This window comes from Pseudonocardia xinjiangensis, from assembly GCF_012911925.1.
Taxonomy (GTDB): domain Bacteria; phylum Actinomycetota; class Actinomycetes; order Mycobacteriales; family Pseudonocardiaceae; genus Pseudonocardia; species Pseudonocardia xinjiangensis.
Window position 1 is genome coordinate 1 of the sequence record NZ_JAAXKY010000058.1, and the last position, 16800, is coordinate 16800.

Genomic DNA, 16800 nt, shown 5'->3' on the forward strand with positions numbered 1-16800 from the left:
ATCCGACCACCGGCAGCATCTCGTCGCCGAGCTGCTCCGGATCGAGGCGGGCCTGCACGAAGCAGACCAGCCGGAAGGTGCCCTCCCAGGCGTCCTGGCCTGCGGGATCGTGCAGAAGGATCAACCTGCCCGAGGTATCCGGTTCGTCCAGTTCCTCCCCCGGGCTGCGGCCGGCGTCGGCCTCGACGCTGAAGGCCCACGTGTAGGGGGCGAGCCGGGGCGGTGCATCGAGCGCGGCCACGATCAGCTCCGGTCTCGGCCGGATGGCGCGCAGCGAGGCGACCGCCTCCAGGAACTCTGGCGGTGGCGTGGTCGTTGCGGGCACGAGTGCTGACTCTAGGTCGCTCTCCGTGTTCGGGTGACGAGGCGCGCCGCGTGATCGCACGCCCGACCGTGCACGGTCGGGTGATCCATTCGGGGGGCGTGCGACGATGAGGTCATGAAGCTCGACTCCGCGAGCGGGTTCTCGCGTACCGGGCGGCGGGACCTGCGTGCCGCGCCGCTGCTCGCGGCGATGCGAGGAGAGACGCCGTCGCACATCCCGGTGTGGTTCATGCGGCAGGCCGGGCGCTCGCTGCCCGAGTACCGCGCCCTGCGCGCCGGCACGGGGATGCTGCAGTCCTGCCTGACGCCGGATCTGGCGTGCGAGATCACGCTCCAGCCGGTGCGCCGCCACGGCGTCGACGCCGCTGTCCTGTTCAGCGACATCGTCGTGCCGCTCTACATCGCGGGTGTGTCGGTCGACATCGTTGCGGGCACCGGTCCGGTGGTCGCGCGCCCCGTGCGCACGATGGCCGACGTCGAGCGCATCCCGACGCTGCACGCCGAGCAGGCCGCCCCGGTGGCCGCGGCGATCGGCCTGCTGCTGCGTGAGCTGGGCGACACCCCCCTCATCGGCTTCGCGGGCGCCCCCTTCACCCTCGCCTCCTACCTCGTGGAGGGCGGCCCCAGCCGCAACCACGAGCGCACCAAGGCCCTCATGCGGTCCGCGCCCGAGGTCTGGCACGCGCTGATGGCCCGCCTCGCCGAGTCGTGCTCGGTGTTCCTGCGCGCCCAGATCGACGCGGGCGTCGACGTCGTCCAGCTGTTCGACTCGTGGGCCGGTGCGCTCTCGGAGCGCGACTACCGCACCTACGCCCTGCCGCACTCCACCCGCGTGCTCGAGGGGCTCGCCGACACCGGCGTGCCGCGGATCCACTTCGGCGTCGGCACGGGCGAACTGCTGGGCGCCATGGCCGAGGCCGGGGCCGACGTCGTGGGCGTCGACTGGCGGATCCCGCTCGACGTCGCGGCCCGCCGGGCCGGTGGCACGCATCCGGTCCAGGGCAACCTCGACCCGGCCGTCCTCTTCGCCGACCGCGAGTCGATCGAGGCCGAGGCGCGCCGGATCGTCGACGAGGGCCGCCGTACCCCCGGGCACGTGTTCAACCTCGGCCACGGGGTGCTCCCCGAGACCGATCCGGACGTCCTCAGCCGGCTCGTCGAGCTGGTGCACAGCCTGCGGCCGTGACCGTTCGACCTGTGCCCGCGCAGCCCGCCCCGCATGTCGCCGTCGTCGGAGGCGGCGTCTCGGGGCTCGCGGCGGCGCACCGGCTGCGGGCCCGCGTCGGCCCCGCCGCCACGATCACCGTCCTCGAGCAGCGCGACCGCGTCGGTGGTGTGCTGCACACCGTCGACCTGGCCGGCGTGCCCTTCGACGTCGGCGCGGAGGCGTTCCTGGCCCGGCGCCCGGAGATGCCGCTGCTGCTGGGCGAGCTCGGTCTCGCCGGCGCGCAGGTGCACCCCACGGGGGCCACGGCCTCGCTGCGCGTGAACGGGCGCACCACCGCGCTGCCCGGCGCCACCCTGCTCGGGGTGCCGACGAGCGCCGCGCGGCTGGACGGGCTGCTCTCCGCACCGGGCCTGGCCGCCGTCGCGGCCGAGCCGGCCCGGCCGCTGCGCTGGGAGCCCGGGGCGGACACGGCGCTGGGCGGCCTGCTGCGCGAACGGTTCGGCGACGAGATCGCCGACCGGCTCGCCGACCCGCTGCTGGGCGGGGTCTACGCGGGGCGGGTCGACACGCTGGGCCTGCGGCCCACGATCCCCGCTCTCGCCGCGGCCCTCGACGCGGGAGCCCCGTCGCTCACGGCGGCGGCCGACGCGGCCACCGTGCCGCCTCCGAAGCCGCCGCCGTCGTCCGAGGGGGCGCCCGCGCGTCCCACCCCGGTGTTCGGCGCGCTGGCCGGCGGCTACCGCACGCTCCTCGACGCCCTGTCCGACGCCGCCGCTGCCGATGTCCGGCTCGGCACCACCGTCCGCGACCTGCAGCGCCGCGAGACCGGCTGGCGGCTCGTGCTCGGCCCCACCACCGCACCCGAGACGCTCGACGTGGACGCCGTGGTGCTCGCGGTCCCCGCCCCCGCCGCGGCCCGGCTGCTCGCCGCGGTGGCGCCGGTCGCGGCCCGGGCCGCCGCCGAGATCGAGCTGGCCTCCTCGGTCGTCGTCGCCCTCGCCTACCGCCCCACCGACGCCGCCGTCCTGCCGCCCACCTCCGGTGCGCTGGTCGCCACGGGGGAGCCGCTGTCGGTGAAGGCCTTCACACACTCGACGAACAAGTGGGCCCACCTGTCGCCCGACGGTCTGGTCCGGCTGCGGGCCAGCCTCGGCCGCTTCGGGGAGGCCGCCACCCTGCAGGTCGACGACGCCGGGCTCGTCCACCGCGCCCGGGCCGACCTCGCGGCGCTCACCGGCATCACCGCCGAGCCCGTCGCGGCCCACGTCCAGCGCTGGGGCGGCGGCCTGCCGCAGTACGGGGTGGGCCACCTCGACCGCGTGCGGACCATCGAGGACGGGCTCCCGGCGGGGCTCGCCGTGGCCGGTTCGGCCCTGCACGGCGTCGGGGTGCCGGCCTGTGTCGCCACGGCGCGCGCGGCCGCCGAGCGGCTCGTGGCGCATCTGACGACACAGCGGCGCGAGGCGGATGCGCCGGGCCCCCGTGGCAGGATGGGTGCATGGCCCGCCTCGACTACAACGAGCTGAACAGCACCATCCGCTACACCATGTGGTCCGTGTTCCGCGTGGAGCCGGGACGGCTGGGCGAGGACCGTACCGAGGCCGCCGGCCAGTTCACGCAGTTCCTCGACGCGCTCGCCGACAAGGGTGTGGTCGTTCGCGGCGTGTACGACCTCGCCGGGCTGCGCGCCGACGCCGACTTCATGATCTGGTGGCACGCCGACAACATCGAGGCGCTCCAGGCCGCCTACGCCGACCTGCGCCGCACCACCGCGCTCGGCCGCGCCACCGCGCCGGTCTGGAGCCAGGTGGCGCTGCACCGCCCGGCGGAGTTCAACAAGAGCCACCTCCCCGCGTTCATCGCGGGGGAGGACCCGAAGCGCTACGTCTGCGTCTACCCGTTCGTGCGCTCGCTCGAGTGGTACCTGCTGCCCGACGACGAGCGCCGCCAGATGCTCGCCGACCACGGCATGCAGGCTCGCGGCTACCCGGATGTGCGGGCCAACACCGTGCCCGCGTTCGCGCTCGGCGACTACGAGTGGATCCTCGCCTTCGAGGCCGACGAGCTCGACCGGATCGTCGACCTCATGCGGCACCTGCGCGCCACCGAGGCCCGCCGGCACGTCCGCGAGGAGGTGCCCTTCTTCACCGGGCCGCGGGTGCAGCCGGGCGAGCTCGTCGCCACCTTCCCCTGATCGGTCGGGTCAGGGGCACGGCTCGAACAGGCGGCGCGTGTCGTTCTCCGACGGCGCGCCCGCGGCGGCGTACGCGGCCGGGTCGGAGAAGCGGCAGCCGAAGGCGGGGTCCGCCACGGCCGCGCGGTCGGTCACGTCGTCCCCGCCGGGCCGCGTGCCGTCGGTCACCCACGTCACCAGGTCGTCCCAGGCCTGACCGGCCTCCGCGGGGGAGAACTCGCAGTGGCCGGTGGCCCGGACGGCCCGCTGCACGAGGAGCTCGGAACGGCCCGCGTCGGCCACCTCGGCCGCGTAGACCTGTTCCATCGAGAACGGCACGAACAGGTCACCGAGACCGTGCAGCGACAGCACCGGCACGTCGGGTGTGCCGGCCACCTGCGCGACGGGGGTGAGGTCGTCGGACTCGCGGGTGCGCGCGTCGGCCACCGGAACGCGCTGCACGGCGGCGTCGAGGTCGACGGGCTCGTCCGGCGCGTAGTCGGTGCCCTCGTTGCCCGCCACGAGCCCGGGGTCGGCGGCCACCCCGTCGACGGGGGACTCGGCCGTGTCCGGCACCCCGAGGTCGAACAGGAAGTCCTTCCAGTAGCCGAACGCGGCGTCGGCGCCGGGCCGCGGGCCGCCGGAGTCGAGGACGGTGGCGGCGCGCAGCTGCTCGGCCGCCGGCGTGCCGACGGCCGGGTTGCCCGGGGCGAGCCCCAGGCCCGCGTAGATCTTCGGGAGCACGGCGGTGGCATAGTCCGGACCCGCCGGGTACGCCGGCACCCCGGCGAGCGCACCTGCCGCGAGCTGGAAGTCGAGGAAGTAGTCGAACAGCTCGTGGTCGCCGAGCACGCCGCACATCGGCAGCGCGCCGTCGTAGGCGCCCGGGCTCTCCTCCAGTGCCCGCGCGACGACGTGCCCGCCCATCGAGACGCCCGCGAGGTACGTCCGCTCCGGGACACCCACCAGCTCGCCGAACTCGGCTGCCAGCTCCGCGGTGGAGCGCACGCCGGAGGCGATGTCGTAGCCGTTGCGGTCGTACGACGACGACGCCCACGCGTACCCCTGCGCGACGAACCGCTCGCGCAGCCCGTACGGCGGCGCGTCGACGGTGAGCTCGGGGCCGTTGCCGCGGAAGCCGTGCGCCCACAGCACGAGGTCGCCGTTCCACTGCGGCGGCACCTCGACGGCGTACCCCGCGTTCCGGTGGACGCCGGTGAGCACCCTGGTCTCGCCGCCGCCCGCCGGAAGCGGGGCGAGCTCGGGGAGCACGATGGTGTAGCCGGGCCGGGCCCGGCTCTCGTCCGGCGGTTCGGCCGGCGCTGCCGCTCCCGTCGAGGCACTGCACCCGATGAGGCCGGCCAGCAGGATCAGCAGCGGACGGGGACGCGGCATCGAGAACCTCCGGCGACGTCGACAGGGTCGATCATCATCCCTACCGGTCGCGCGCGCCGGAAGCCAGAGGTCGGCGGATTATCGGGCGTCGGGTTCCAGGCGCAGCGAGATCGAGTTGATGCAGTAGCGCAGGTCGGTGGGCGTGCCGTAGCCCTCGCCCTCGAAGACGTGCCCGAGGTGGCTGTGGCAGGTGGCGCAGACCACCTCGACGCGCTTCATGCCCAGGCTGACGTCGGTGCGCTCGATGACGGCGTCGCCCGCCAGCGGGGTGAAGAAGGACGGCCACCCGCAGTGCGACTCGAACTTGGTGTCGGAGCGGAACAGCTCGGCCCCGCAGGCGCGGCAGGAGTAGACGCCCGAGGTCTTCGTGTCGGTGTACTCCCCGGTGAACGCGCGCTCGGTGGCCGCCTTGCGCAGCACCTGGTACTCGGCGGGGGTGAGCTGCTCGCGCCACTCGGCGTCGGACTTGACGACCTTCGGCTCGGGCTCGGTGAGCTGGTGGTCAGCGTGGACGGGATCCATGCGTTCCAGAGTATGTCCGGATCCCGCCACCGTGCAGATCCACTCATGACGGGGTCATTACGGCGGCTCTACAGCCAGGTGACCAGCACGAACGTCAGCACGTCCCACACCAGGTGCGCCGCCACGGCGAGCAGCAGCAGCACCACCAGCACCGCGGCCCAGCGCCGCTCGCCCTCGGCGCGGTTGGCGCAGTCGGCGAAGTCGCTCACGCCGTGGAGGTAGCCCTCCACCGTGAACGCGGGCCGGTTGTTCTGCATGCGGTCGAGGTGGGCGGCGAACGCCTGTGCCTCGGGGTCGTCGGGGTCCATACCGACCAGCTCGCCGTCGAACTGCCGTGACCGGGTCGAGCGGTCCGGCTCGTGAAGTTCGGGCATCCGCCGAGGGTAGCCGGTAGCGTGCGCCAGCGTGGCGAGCAAGAGCGCGGTGCTGCTCACCGTCCCCGGGCCGAACGGCTCCCGAGAGGTGCGGCTGACCAGCGCGGACAGGGTGTACTTCCCGGAGCGGGGGATCACCAAGGGCGAGGTGGTGGAGTACTACCGCGCCGTGGCCGAACCACTGCTGGGGGTGCTGCGCGAGCGCCCCACCAACCTCAAGCGCTACCCCGACGGCGTCGACGGTGAGCCGTTCTACTCCAAGCGGCTCCCGAAGGGCGCCCCGGACTACGTGGAGACGGCGCGGGTGACGTTCCCCAGCGGCCGCGTCGCCGACTCCCTGTGCCCCACCGAGCCCGCGGTGCTGCTGTGGGCGGCGAACATGGGCACCTTCGACTTCCACCCGTGGCCCGTGCGCCGCGCCGACACCGACCACCCCGACGAGCTCCGCATCGACCTCGACCCCCAGCCGGGCACCGGCTTCGCCGACGCGAAGGAGGTGGCGGCGGTGCTGCACGGGGTGCTCGACGAGGCAGGCCTCGTCGGCTGGCCCAAGACCTCGGGCGGCCGTGGCCTGCACGTGTTCTGCCGGATCCGGCCCGAGTGGGACTTCATCGACGTCCGCCACGCCGTGATCGCGGTCGCCCGCCGGGTGGCGGAGCGGCTGCCGGAGAAGGCCACCGTCGACTGGTGGAAGGAGGAGCGCGGGGAGCGCGTGTTCCTCGACTTCAACCAGGCCGCGCGCGACCGCACGGTCGCGTCGGCGTGGTCGGTGCGGGGGCGGCCGCGGGCCACGGTGTCGATGCCGCTCACCTGGGAGACGCTGCCGGACGTCGAGCCGGAGGACTTCGACGTGCGGACCGTGCCCGGCCTCCTCGCCGAACGCGGCGACCCCCACGCCGGGATGGACGAGGCCGTCGGCGGGATCGAGACCGCGCTGGACTGGTACGCCGCCGACGAGCGCGACCGAGGGCTGGGGGAGATGCCCTACCCGCCCGAGTACCCGAAGATGCCGGGCGAGCCGATGCGGGTGCAGCCCTCCCGGGCACGGTCCACCGACGCGTGACCCGCCGACGGCGGGTCACGACGCCGAGGCCGCCTGCGTGGTGCCGGCCGGCGCGGCGCGGCGTTCCTTCGGGCCGAACAGCATGAGCAGCGCACCGGCGGCGGCCAGCACGCTCATGAGGACGAAGCCGCTGGTGTACGTGCCGGTGCCGGAGACGATGAGTCCCATGATGATCGGCGCCACGATCCCGGACAGCGCGAAGGCGGCGTCGGTGAACCCGGCGGCGCTGGCCGGCTGGGCGGGCTCGGCGTCGATCGAGGCGACCCACCAGATCCCGCCGGTGACGAACCCGAGCCCGACGCCGAGCGAGATGAACACCAGCGCGACGGTGAGGGTGGGATGGAGGATGATCGGGACGAGTGAGCAGGCCGACAGCAGCAGCGCGACGCCCATGATCGTGAAGCGGCTGCGGATGCTCTGCGTGCGGGCGTAGAAGCGGTCGACGACGAACCCTCCCACCAGCGCGCCGACCACGCCCGCGGCCCACGGGGCCACCGAGAAGGCGCCCACGGCCGTGATGCTGAGCCCGAAGGTCGAGAGGTACTGCGGCAGCCAGTAGAGGAAGCCCCAGAACATGAAGCCCCAGGCGAAGTAGCCGGCGGCGACGATCCACAGGTTGCGGTTGGTGAGCAGGGCCCTCCAGTCGACGCGACTGCGGCTCGCCGCCTCCTCGGGCACCCGGCCCGCAGTGATGTGGGCCAGTTCGCGGTCGCCGACGTGGCGGGACTCCTCGGGGGCGTTCGCGAGCAGGCCGATCGCGGCGACCGCCCAGGCGACCCCGAGCACGGCCATCAGCCAGAAGGTGCCGCGCCAGCCGATCAGGGCGATCAGCTGGGTGAGCAGCGGACCGGCGATGAGCAGGCTGCCGGAGACCGCGACGCCGCCGATGAGCGCCAGGGCGAACCCCCGCTCGACCGACGGCAGCCAGCGGCTGACGATCCGGGTCGCGGCGGGGAAGGCCGGTGCCTCGCCTGCGCCGAGGAGGATCCGCAGGAGCAGCAGCCCGGCGAACCCTCCGGCCACCGGGATGAGCGCCACGGAGATCGAGAAGATCGTGATCGCCACCAGGAGCACGCGGCGCGGGCCGAAGCGGTCGACCAGCGGGCCGGACAGGAAGGCGAACACCATGTAGCCGACCGCGAAGGCGCTGCTGATGACGCCGTACTGGGCCGTGGTGATCCCGAACTCCCGCTCCAACGGCGCGACGGCGAACGAGATCGCGCTGCGGTCGATGTAGTTGATGACGATCAGCGCGACGACCAGGGCGATCGTCGCCCAGCGAAATCGGGTCCTCATTGGCGTACCTCGCTGTGTGCTGAAACGGCTCGCGTCGAGTCTGTTCCGCTGGTAGGAACACGACCATTTGTTCGGTCGAGCCTGGCATTCGGCAGCGATTCCGGTCAATGCGCGAAGCCCGGAATTGCTGGTCTGTACAAGGTCGTTACAAGTGTTCCGCCAAGGGGAACGCCATCACGACGCCTGGCGGAGAAGCTCCGTGACGCCGGCGACGTCGCGGCCGCTGCGCAGGTCCCAGACGGCCTGTGCGAGCTCGCGGGCCGCGTCCGGGCTCACCGACCGCTCGGCGTTGCCGGTGAACTTCACCGACAGCTCGGCGTCCGACAGCGGCCGCTGCGGCCCCCCGCGGTTGGCCAGCACCCGTTCGGTGACCGTGCGGCCGTCGGCCAGTTCGGCGGTGAGCACCGCAGGGAACTGGTGCGGGAAGATCGCGGTGGACTCCGCGTCGGCCTCGCACCGCACCAGCGCCGCGAGCGCCAGCCGGGCGGGGTCGGCCGCGGCCGCGTCGGTGAAGTCCTCGTGGAAGAGCCCGAGCCCGCCGCCGCCCAGCAGGGCCGCCGCGACGGTGTAGGGACCGCTGAACGCGGCGTGGTAGCCCGAGCGGGGCCGCGCCTTCTCCTCCGGCGGCTCGGCGATGGTGCGCAGCACGGGAGCGGGCACGCCGAGCGTCAGGCTCCGCACCGACTCCGCCGTCACTCCCGACGCCCGCAGCGCCAGCGCCGCGTCGATCCCGGCGTGGGTGAAGTGGTTGCACGGATAGGGCTTGAAGAAGATGCCGGGGGTCTCCCACTGCTCGCCGAGCCCGTCGGTGACCCGCTCGACGTGCACCCGGTCGCCGCAGAACGCCTGCAGGAACCCGAAGCGGCCTTCCAGGACGGTCGGTGGCCCGGTGAGCCCGTGGCGCGCGAGGTCGGCGGCGGCCACACCGGCGTGGGCGGCCCATCCGCAGTGCACGCGCTTGATCGTGCCCCCGGTGCGGTTGGCCTCGATGATGCCCGCGCCCATGCTCGCCGCGATGCCGATCACCGAGGTGATCGTGTCGGCGTCGAGCCGGTGCAGCATCCCGGCCGCGACGGCGGCCCCGATCGCCCCGCAGATCGCGGTGGCGTGCTGGCCGCGCTCGAAGAACACCGAGTTGCCCAGCTCCTCGTCGTAGCCCGCCATCCCGAGCCGGCAGGTCACCTCGATGCCGACGGCCGCGGCGTCGAGCATCGCCGTGCCGGACGCCCCCACCTGCTCGGCGACGGCCAGTGCGGCGGGCAGCACGGCGGAGGACGGGTGCAGCACGGAGGGCAGGTGCGTGTCGTCGAAGTCCAGGCTGTGCGCGAGGGTGCCGTTGACGAGCGCGGCCGACGGTGCCGGCAGCCGGTCGCGCGACCCGACGGCCGTGGCGACGCCCGTGCCACCCCACTCGCGCACGACGGCGTCGACGATCCGGGCGGGCTCCTCGGCGCGGGCGGCGAGACAGATGCCGAGCACGTCGACCGTGCGGCCGGCGAGATCGTCGCGCAGGAAGGCGGGCAGGCCGTCGCGGACCACGCGCTCGGCGAGCGCCCCCACCTGCTGTGCAGGGGTGGGCGTGCGCTGTGTCGATGATTCGCTCGCAAGCTCGCTCATGCCCCGACCACCGCCACCGGACGCACCGGCGACCCGGTGCCCCCGACGATCCGCAGCGGGGCCAGCACGAACAGGAACTCGGTGAGGCCCTGCTCCGCCGCATCCTCGAGGTTCAGGTGCTCGATGATGTGGATGCCGTTCTCGACCAGCAGCACCCGGTGCACGGGCAGCACCCGGTGGCCCGCTCCTGGCGCGATGTGCTCGAACGCGGTGGTGTCGGCCCCCGCCGCGACCACCCCGCGGTCGGCCAGCCAGCGTGCACCGTCCTCGGTGACGCCGGGGACGCCGCTGTCGTGGCCGACGTAGACCGTGGGGTCGGCGAAGTACCGGGCCCATCCGGTGCGCACGAGCACCACGTCGCCCCGGCCCGGTTCGGCGCCCGCCCGCTGCGCGGCTGCGGTGAGGTCGGCCGCCGTGACCGGGTGCCCGCCGTCGAGCACCTCGACGCCGTGCGTCGCCGCCACGTCGAGCAGGACCCCGCGGGTGATCATCGCCGGGATCCGCTCCGCGCCGTGCTCGGTGTGCTGCCCGCCGCGCTGAGCGGCCTCCGCGTCGACATCGCCGTGCAGGCGCCCGTCCTGGCTGACGTGGGAGAGCGCGTCGATGTGGGTGCCGACGTGGCCGCCGGTGACGATGATCTCGTTGGAGGCGGAACCGCCGTCGGGACGAACCACGTCGCCGTGCCGACGGATCAGCGTCATCCGGAACCCGGGGTGGTTCGGCGAGGTCGACATCCCCGTGACCAGCGGGTGACCGAGCTCGACGGTCCGCACGCCGCCGGCGACGGCGGCCAGCAGCGCGGCCGTGGTGGGGTGGGTGGAGGTGGTGGTCCTGCCGTTCGTCATGAGCGATCCCTCCCGGCCGTTGCAGCGGCCGGATCGTCGGGTCCGGGGGCGAGGTCGAGCAGCCAGCGCGCGCCGGCGACGACAGCGGGGTCGACGAACCGGCCGCGTTCGTCCACGAAGGCGCTCGTGCCCTGCTCGGAAGCGGCTTGCAGCGAGCCGAGCAGGGCGCGTGCCGAGTCGATCTCCGCCTGCGCCGGGGTGAACGCCCGGTGCACGGGTTCGAGCTGGGCCGGATGGATCACCGAACGGCCGAAGAAGCCCTCGTCACGGGCGGCGATGCTGTCGGCGGCGAGTCCGTCGAGGTCGGAGAGGTCGGTCCAGACCGCGGCCACCGGGCTCGGGAGCCCGGCCGCCCGGTTCGCCACGACCACCCGCTGGCGGGCCCACCGCAGCGCCGCGGGGTCGCGGACGTGCAGGTCGGCGGCCAGGTCGGCCTCGCCGAGTGACACCCCGGCGACCAGGGGGTGGCAGCGGGCCAGCAGGAACGCGTTCTCGACGCCCAGCGCCGACTCCAGCAGCAGGTGCACCGGCACGGCGAGCCGCTCGGCGAGCTCCGCGACCGCGCCGGCGTCGGCTGCCTTGGGCACGCGCACCCCGTCGGGACGGGCGCTCGCCAGCGCGTCGGTGTCGGCACGTCCCCACGGGCCGTCGAGGGTGTTCATCCGCACCCACACCGGAATGGCCCGGGGCGCCTCCAGCGCGGCGACGGCCGCGGCGCGCGCGGCGTCCTTGGCCTGCGGCGGTACCGCGTCCTCCAGGTCGAGCACCACGGCGTCGGCGGCGCCGGTCAGGGCCTTGCCCACGAGGTCGGTGCGATGGGCCGGGACGTAGAGCCAGCTGCGGGCCCGGCCGAGCGCGGTGGCCGGGGCGGTCACACCGCACCCGCCGCGCGCAGCTGCTCCAGCCGTGCGGCGTCCACGCCGTAGCGGGCGAGCACCTCGGCGGTGTGCCGGCCCAGCGGCGGGCCCGACGTCCGGACCCGGCCCGGGGTCTCCGACAGCCGGAACGGCACGTTCTGGAACCGGATCGGGCCAAGCTCGTCGTCGTCGACCGAGACGATGCTGCCCAGCGCCCGGAACTGCGGGTCCTCCAGCACGTCGGCCGCGGTGTAGATCGGGGCGACGGCGGCCTGCGCCTTCTCGAACTCGGCGATGACCTCGTCGCGGTCGCGCTGGGCGATCCAGCCGCCCACCGCCTCGTCGAGCTCGTCGGCGTGCTCGGCGCGCTGCCGGCCCGAGGCGAACCACGGCTGCGCGGCCAGGTCGGGCCGCCCGACCAGGTGCAGCACCCGCTCGGCGATCGACTGCGCGCTGGTGGAGACCGCGACCCACTGGCCGTCGGCGCAGCGGTAGGTGTTGCGCGGCGCGTTGTTGCCCGAGCGGTTGCCGGTGCGCTGCTGCAACACGCCGAGCTGGTCGTACCCGATGACCTGCGGTCCGAGCAGCGTGAGCAGCGGCTCGATGATCGCCATGTCGAGCACCTGGCCGCGGCCCGTGGAGTCACGCGCGCGCAGCGCGGTCATGATGCCGAACGCGGTGGTCAGCGCGGCGACACCGTCGGCGAGCCCGAACGGCGGCAACGTGGGCGGGCCGTCCGGCTCGCCGGTGATCGCGGCGAACCCGCTCATCGCCTCGGCGAGGGTGCCGAACCCGGGCCGGTTCGCGTACGGCCCGAACTGGCCGAAGCCGGTGACCCGCGCGAGCACGAGGCGCGGGTTCCGCGCGCTGAGCACGTCCCAGCCGACGCCCCATCGCTCCAGCGTCCCCGGCCGGAAGTTCTCGATCACGACGTCGGCGTCGGCCGCCAGCGCCCGGAAGAGCTCCTGGCCGTCGGAGGTGGAGAGGTTGAGGGTGACCGACTTCTTGTTGCGGCCGAGCATCTTCCACCACAGCCCGACACCGTCGCGCTGCACGCCGTGGGTGCGCGACGGGTCGCCGCCCCGCGGGTGCTCGATCTTGATCACCTCGGCGCCGTGGTCGCCGAGCAGGGTGGCGGCCAGCGGCCCGGCGAAGAGGGTGGCGACGTCGAGGACCCGCAGGCCCGCCAGAGCGTCGCCGGTGACTGTGTCCGGCGTCGTGATCACGTCCTTCCCGTGGCGACCGCGGGCGCGGTCGCAGTCGTGCCGGTGCCGGATCGCCTGCGGGCACCGGGAGTGGCACCGAGGCGCCTCGAGATGTGCTCGGCCACCGCGACGACGCGCGGGGCGATCAGCCCGACGAGCTCCTCGTCCATCCGGTAGCGCGGGCCGCACACCGAGATCGCGCCGACCACCTCGTCCGACAGCCCGAAGACCGGGGCCGCGACCGACGCCGCGTCGCCCTGCCGCTCGCCTGCCGAGGTGGCGAAGCCGCGGTCCCTGACCAGGGCGAGGTCGGCGGCCAGCACGTCCGGGTCGACGATCGTGGCCGGGGTGAGCTTCTCCAGCGGAGCGCCGAGGACACCGGCGAGCACCGCGGGCTCGGCGAACGCGAGCATGCACTTGCCGCTGCTGCCGGCGTGCAGCGGGAACCGGCGCCCCAGCTCCACGGACATCGTGATCTCGTGGGTGCCGGTGACCTGGTCGAGGTAGACGCGGCCGTGCGGCACGGGCGTGCTGAGGGTGGCCGTCTCGCCGAACTCGTCGCGCAGCTGCCGCAACGGGGCGAGGGCGGCGGAGCGCAGGTCGGAGTCGCGCAGCGCCCTCGCCCCCAGCGCCGCCACGGCCGGTCCGAGCCGGTACTCCCTCGTGGCCTGGTCGAGCACCACGAGCTCCCGGCCGGCCAGCGACTGCAGGATCCGGTGCACCACGGCCTTGCTCAGGCCGAGCTCGCGCGCGATCCGCGAGACACCGAGCGCCGACGGCCCCTCGGTGAACATCAACAGAACGTCGGCGACCCGCGTGGTGCTCTCGGTGCCGCCGCTCGGCTCCCCGGTCGTCACCCTTGTTCTCCCGCCCGTCCGTCGTATCGCTTGGCGGAACGAGCCTGACTCCTGCCGTTGTCGGCTGTCAAGGAGTGACACCGCAGGCATTGCCCTTCGTAGGCCTGAGCGGTAGAGATGAAGAGGCACTGCCGGACGACATCTGTTCCGATGAGCGGAACGAGGGGGGCGAATGGACGTCGACCTCGTGGTGGCCGGAGCGGGCGGCGGCCTCGCCGGCGCCCTCCGAGCGGCACAGCTCGGGATGGACGTGCTGGTGGTCGAGGCCGACGAGCACCACCTGCGCTCCAACAACACCTCGATGTCCACGGCGATGATCCCGGGCGCCGGTTCGCGCTACCAACGCGCCGCAGGCGTCGACGACTCCCCGGAGCGCTTCCTCACCGACATCGCCGCCAAGACCCGCGGGCAGGCCGATCCGCGGGTCGCCACCGCGCTCGCCACCGTCAGCGCACAGCTCGTGGAGTGGCTCGCCGACCACGTCGGGATGCCGATCGAGCTGGCAGGCGACGTGGACTATCCCGGGCACAGCGCGCGGCGGATGCACACCCTTCCCGGACGGCACGGGTCGGTGCTGCTGCAGGGCCTGGCCGACGCCGTGCGGACGCACGATCGCATCGACCTGCTCGCGCCGGCCCGCCTCGTCGCGGTGGGTATCGACCGGGCAGGGGACCGGAGCGCGGTCGTCGAGTACCCCGACGGGCGGCGCGAGGAGATCAGCGCGCGGGCCGTGCTGCTCGCCACCAACGGCTTCGGCGCCGACCCCGACCTCGTCCGCTCCCACCTCCCCGAGATCGCCGACGTCGACTACCACGGCAGCGCGCAGTCACGCGGCGACGCACTGCGGATCGGCGAGTCGCTCGGCGCGGCCACCGGCTGTCTCGACGCCTACCAGGGCCACGCCGCCGTCTCCGCCGCCGCGCGCACGCTCGTCACCTGGACGACGGTCATGCAGGGCGCGCTGGTGGTCGACCGGGAGGGCCGGCGCTTCGGCGACGAGACCGTCGGCTACTCCGAGTACGCCGCGCTGCTCGCCGCCCGGCCCGGCGGGTGCGGCTGGATCGTGCTCGACGAGCGCATCAACGAGCTCTGCCGCAGCTTCACCGACTTCCGCGACGTCGTCGACAGCGGCGCCGTGCGTACCGCCGACACCCTCGGCGAGCTCGCCGAGCGCACGGGGATGTCCGCCTCGGTCCTGACGGCCGAGGTCACCACGATCGCGGCGGTGGCGAGGGGAGAGGCGCTCGACAAGTACGGTCGTACCCACGTCGCGGCCCCCCTCGCCCCGCCGTACCACGCCGTCGAGGTCGTCCCCGCCTTGTTCCACACCCAGGGCGGCCTGCTGGTCGATCAGCACGCCCAGGTGCTCGACACCGGGGGCGCACCGCTGGGTGGGCTCTACGCGTCCGGCGGCGCGGCGGTCGGCATGTCCGGCCACGGCGCCGCCGGCTACCTGGCCGGCAACGGGCTGCTGCCCGCGCTCGGCCTCGCCCATCTCGCGGCCGACCACCTGGCCGCCACCGCATGACCAGCGACAACCCGATCCGCACACCGCCCTCGAGAGGTGACCGATGACCGACCTCATCATCCGTGACGTCCGGGTGGTCCGTCCCGGCGTCGAGGACGTCGACACCGCCGACATCGCGGTGAGCGGCGGGCGCATCACGCAGGTGGCCCCGCGCATCGAGCCCGGGCCCGGCACCACCGTGCACGACGGCCGTGGCCGCCTCGCGTTCCCCGGCGTCGTCGACGCCCACCAGCACTGGGGCATCTACAACCCGCTCGCCGACGACACGGCGTCCGAGAGCCGGGCCTGCGCGCAGGGTGGGGTCACCACGTCGCTCACCTACATGCGCACCGGCCAGTACTACCTGAACCGGGGCGGGAGCTACGCGGAGGTCTTCCCCGAGGTGCTCGCCGCGGCGCGGGGCCGCTCCTACGTCGACTACGGTTTCCACCTCGCGCCGATGCAGGCCTCCCACATCGACGAGATCCCCGCGCTGGTGGCCGAGCACGGCGTGACGTCGTTCAAGATCTTCATGTTCTACGGCAGCCACGGGCTGCACGGCCGCTCGACCGACCAGAACGCGTTCCTCATGATCCCTGAGGGGGAGCGCTACGACCTCGCGCACTTCGAGTTCGTGATGCGCGGGGTGCAGGCCGCCCGGGAGGCCCACCCTGAGCTCGCCGACCGGATCTCGCTGTCACTGCACTGCGAGACCGCCGAGATCATGACCGCCTACACGCGGATGGTCGAGCAGGCCGGTGACCTGTCCGGGCTGGAGGCCTACAGCGCGTCGCGGCCTGCGCACTCGGAAGGCCTCGCCGTCACCATCGCGTCCTACCTCGCCCACGAGACCGGCCTGCCCACGATCAACCTGCTGCACCTCTCGTCGGCGAAGGCGATGGAGGCGGCGATGCTGATGGCGGGGACGTTCCCGCACGTGGACTTCCGGCGGGAGGTGACGATCGGGCACCTGCTCGCCGACGTCACCACGGCCGACGGGATCGGCGGCAAGGTCAACCCGCCGCTGCGCCCGCGTGCCGACGTGGAGGCGCTGTGGGAGCACCTGCTCGCCGGGAACGTCAGCTGGGTGGTGTCCGACCACGCCTGCTGCAAGGAGGAGACCAAGTTCGGCGAGGACCCCTCCGACGTGTTCGCGGCGAAGTCCGGCTTCGGCGGCACGGAGTACCTGCTGCCCGGACTGGTGGGGGAGGGCCGCAAGCGCGGCCTGGCCCTGTCGCGGATCGCGGAGCTGACGGCGTGGAACCCGGCGCAGCGTTTCGGGCTGCCGACCAAGGGCGACATCGCGCCCGGGTTCGATGCCGACATCGCACTGGTCGACCCGGACACGTCCTTCGTCGTGGACCCGGCCCACTCCGAGTCGACCCAGCAGTACACCCCGTTCCGCGGGTTGGAGATCGGCTCCACGGTCACCTCGACGTTCCTGCGCGGTGAGCTCGTCTTCCACGAGGGATCCGTGCTGGGAGCCCCGACCGGGCAGTACCTGAACCGCTCGCAGACGCCCTGACCGGCCCCCACACCCGCGAGTCGCCCCTTTCCCACCCGCGAGTCGCCCGTACCGCGAGCCTGTGGCCCGGTC

Annotated in this window: 16 protein-coding genes; 6 read left to right on the forward strand and 10 right to left on the reverse strand. The window is 73.8% G+C overall.

All coding sequences use genetic code 11. From position 1 onward, the window contains the following. Positions 1-325: DUF3000 family protein (locus tag HF577_RS18345; protein WP_169397111.1), on the reverse strand; the 325-nt coding region annotated here is incomplete at its 3' end. A gap of 114 nt (positions 326-439) precedes the next feature. On the opposite strand from HF577_RS18345, the gene hemE reads away from it, so the two are divergent. The 3 genes from hemE to hemQ are packed head-to-tail and all read left to right on the forward strand — an operon-like array spanning position 440 to position 3686. After that, positions 440-1510 carry a uroporphyrinogen decarboxylase gene (gene hemE, locus HF577_RS18350; protein ID WP_169397112.1) on the forward strand — a complete coding sequence of 357 codons (1071 nt, stop codon included), beginning with the start codon at positions 440-442 and terminating at the stop codon, positions 1508-1510. Beyond that, a complete protein-coding gene (gene hemG, locus HF577_RS18355) occupies positions 1507-3018 on the forward strand; it encodes a protoporphyrinogen oxidase (RefSeq protein ID WP_312859217.1) in 1512 nt (503 codons plus the stop codon). The genes hemE and hemG overlap by 4 nt, the downstream gene beginning before the upstream one ends. Further along, positions 2991-3686 carry a hydrogen peroxide-dependent heme synthase gene (gene hemQ / locus HF577_RS18360; RefSeq protein WP_169397113.1) on the forward strand — a complete coding sequence of 232 codons (696 nt, stop codon included), beginning with the start codon at positions 2991-2993 and terminating at the stop codon, positions 3684-3686. Before hemG ends, hemQ begins: the two co-directional genes overlap by 28 nt. A 9-nt stretch (positions 3687-3695) precedes the next feature. Here hemQ and HF577_RS18365 read toward each other — a convergent pair whose 3' ends face one another. From HF577_RS18365 to HF577_RS18375, 3 genes are all read right to left on the reverse strand, one after another. After that, positions 3696-5060, reverse strand: a complete 1365-nt coding sequence (locus HF577_RS18365) for an alpha/beta hydrolase family protein (protein WP_169397114.1) — start codon at positions 5058-5060, stop codon at positions 3696-3698. Between the two features lie 78 nt (positions 5061-5138). Next, on the reverse strand, positions 5139-5582 hold the full coding sequence (gene msrB / locus HF577_RS18370) for a peptide-methionine (R)-S-oxide reductase MsrB (protein WP_169397115.1): 444 nt from the start codon (positions 5580-5582) through the stop codon (positions 5139-5141). Positions 5583-5650: 68 nt separating this feature from the next. Further along, positions 5651-5956: a hypothetical protein gene (locus HF577_RS18375; RefSeq protein WP_169397116.1), complete on the reverse strand. Its 306-nt coding sequence runs from the start codon at positions 5954-5956 to the stop codon at positions 5651-5653. Between the two features lie 31 nt (positions 5957-5987). Here HF577_RS18375 and ligD point away from each other — a divergent pair, with 31 nt between their 5' ends. Next, positions 5988-7019, forward strand: a complete 1032-nt coding sequence (gene ligD, locus HF577_RS18380) for a non-homologous end-joining DNA ligase (protein WP_169397117.1) — start codon at positions 5988-5990, stop codon at positions 7017-7019. 15 nt (positions 7020-7034) lie between these two features. On the opposite strand, the gene HF577_RS18385 is transcribed toward ligD, so the two are convergent. The 6 genes from HF577_RS18385 to HF577_RS18410 form a co-directional block, all read right to left on the reverse strand. Next, positions 7035-8315, reverse strand: coding sequence for an MFS transporter (locus HF577_RS18385; protein ID WP_246266589.1), 1281 nt, complete (start codon positions 8313-8315; stop codon positions 7035-7037). Positions 8316-8489: 174 nt separating this feature from the next. Continuing rightward, entirely contained in the window at positions 8490-9932 is a 1443-nt protein-coding gene (locus HF577_RS18390) for an MmgE/PrpD family protein (protein WP_169397118.1), read from the reverse strand. After that, positions 9929-10777, reverse strand: a complete 849-nt coding sequence (locus tag HF577_RS18395; protein WP_169397119.1) for a cyclase family protein — start codon at positions 10775-10777, stop codon at positions 9929-9931. Before HF577_RS18395 ends, HF577_RS18390 begins: the two co-directional genes overlap by 4 nt. After that, positions 10774-11652 (reverse strand): HpcH/HpaI aldolase/citrate lyase family protein, encoded by an 879-nt coding sequence (locus HF577_RS18400; RefSeq protein WP_169397120.1) that lies wholly within the window; start codon positions 11650-11652, stop codon positions 10774-10776. Before HF577_RS18400 ends, HF577_RS18395 begins: the two co-directional genes overlap by 4 nt. After that, positions 11649-12857, reverse strand: coding sequence for a CaiB/BaiF CoA transferase family protein (locus HF577_RS18405; RefSeq protein WP_312859219.1), 1209 nt, complete (start codon positions 12855-12857; stop codon positions 11649-11651). Before HF577_RS18405 ends, HF577_RS18400 begins: the two co-directional genes overlap by 4 nt. Beyond that, complete coding sequence (locus tag HF577_RS18410) at positions 12857-13696, reverse strand: IclR family transcriptional regulator (protein WP_211174466.1); 840 nt, start codon at positions 13694-13696, stop codon at positions 12857-12859. Before HF577_RS18410 ends, HF577_RS18405 begins: the two co-directional genes overlap by 1 nt. Before the next feature lie 172 nt (positions 13697-13868). On the opposite strand from HF577_RS18410, the gene HF577_RS18415 reads away from it, so the two are divergent. Then, positions 13869-15224, forward strand: coding sequence for an FAD-dependent oxidoreductase (locus tag HF577_RS18415; protein ID WP_169397123.1), 1356 nt, complete (start codon positions 13869-13871; stop codon positions 15222-15224). 43 nt (positions 15225-15267) lie between these two features. After that, positions 15268-16728 (forward strand): dihydroorotase, encoded by a 1461-nt coding sequence (locus HF577_RS18420; RefSeq protein ID WP_169397124.1) that lies wholly within the window; start codon positions 15268-15270, stop codon positions 16726-16728. Positions 16729-16800: the final 72 nt, after the last annotated feature.

What these genes read in the sequence shown, in the direction of transcription:
- hemE (WP_169397112.1), top strand. Translation starts at nt 440, where the DNA reads ATGAAGCTCGACTCCGCGAGCGGGTTCTCGCGTACCGGGCGGCGGGAC.
- msrB (WP_169397115.1), bottom strand. Translation starts at nt 5,582, where the DNA reads ATGGATCCCGTCCACGCTGACCACCAGCTCACCGAGCCCGAGCCGAAG.
- HF577_RS18385 (WP_246266589.1), bottom strand. Translation starts at nt 8,315, where the DNA reads ATGAGGACCCGATTTCGCTGGGCGACGATCGCCCTGGTCGTCGCGCTG.
- HF577_RS18365 (WP_169397114.1), bottom strand. Translation starts at nt 5,060, where the DNA reads ATGCCGCGTCCCCGTCCGCTGCTGATCCTGCTGGCCGGCCTCATCGGG.
- HF577_RS18395 (WP_169397119.1), bottom strand. Translation starts at nt 10,777, where the DNA reads ATGACGAACGGCAGGACCACCACCTCCACCCACCCCACCACGGCCGCG.
- HF577_RS18390 (WP_169397118.1), bottom strand. Translation starts at nt 9,932, where the DNA reads ATGAGCGAGCTTGCGAGCGAATCATCGACACAGCGCACGCCCACCCCT.
- HF577_RS18415 (WP_169397123.1), top strand. Translation starts at nt 13,869, where the DNA reads ATGGACGTCGACCTCGTGGTGGCCGGAGCGGGCGGCGGCCTCGCCGGC.
- HF577_RS18420 (WP_169397124.1), top strand. Translation starts at nt 15,268, where the DNA reads ATGACCGACCTCATCATCCGTGACGTCCGGGTGGTCCGTCCCGGCGTC.
- hemQ (WP_169397113.1), top strand. Translation starts at nt 2,991, where the DNA reads ATGGCCCGCCTCGACTACAACGAGCTGAACAGCACCATCCGCTACACC.
- HF577_RS18375 (WP_169397116.1), bottom strand. Translation starts at nt 5,956, where the DNA reads ATGCCCGAACTTCACGAGCCGGACCGCTCGACCCGGTCACGGCAGTTC.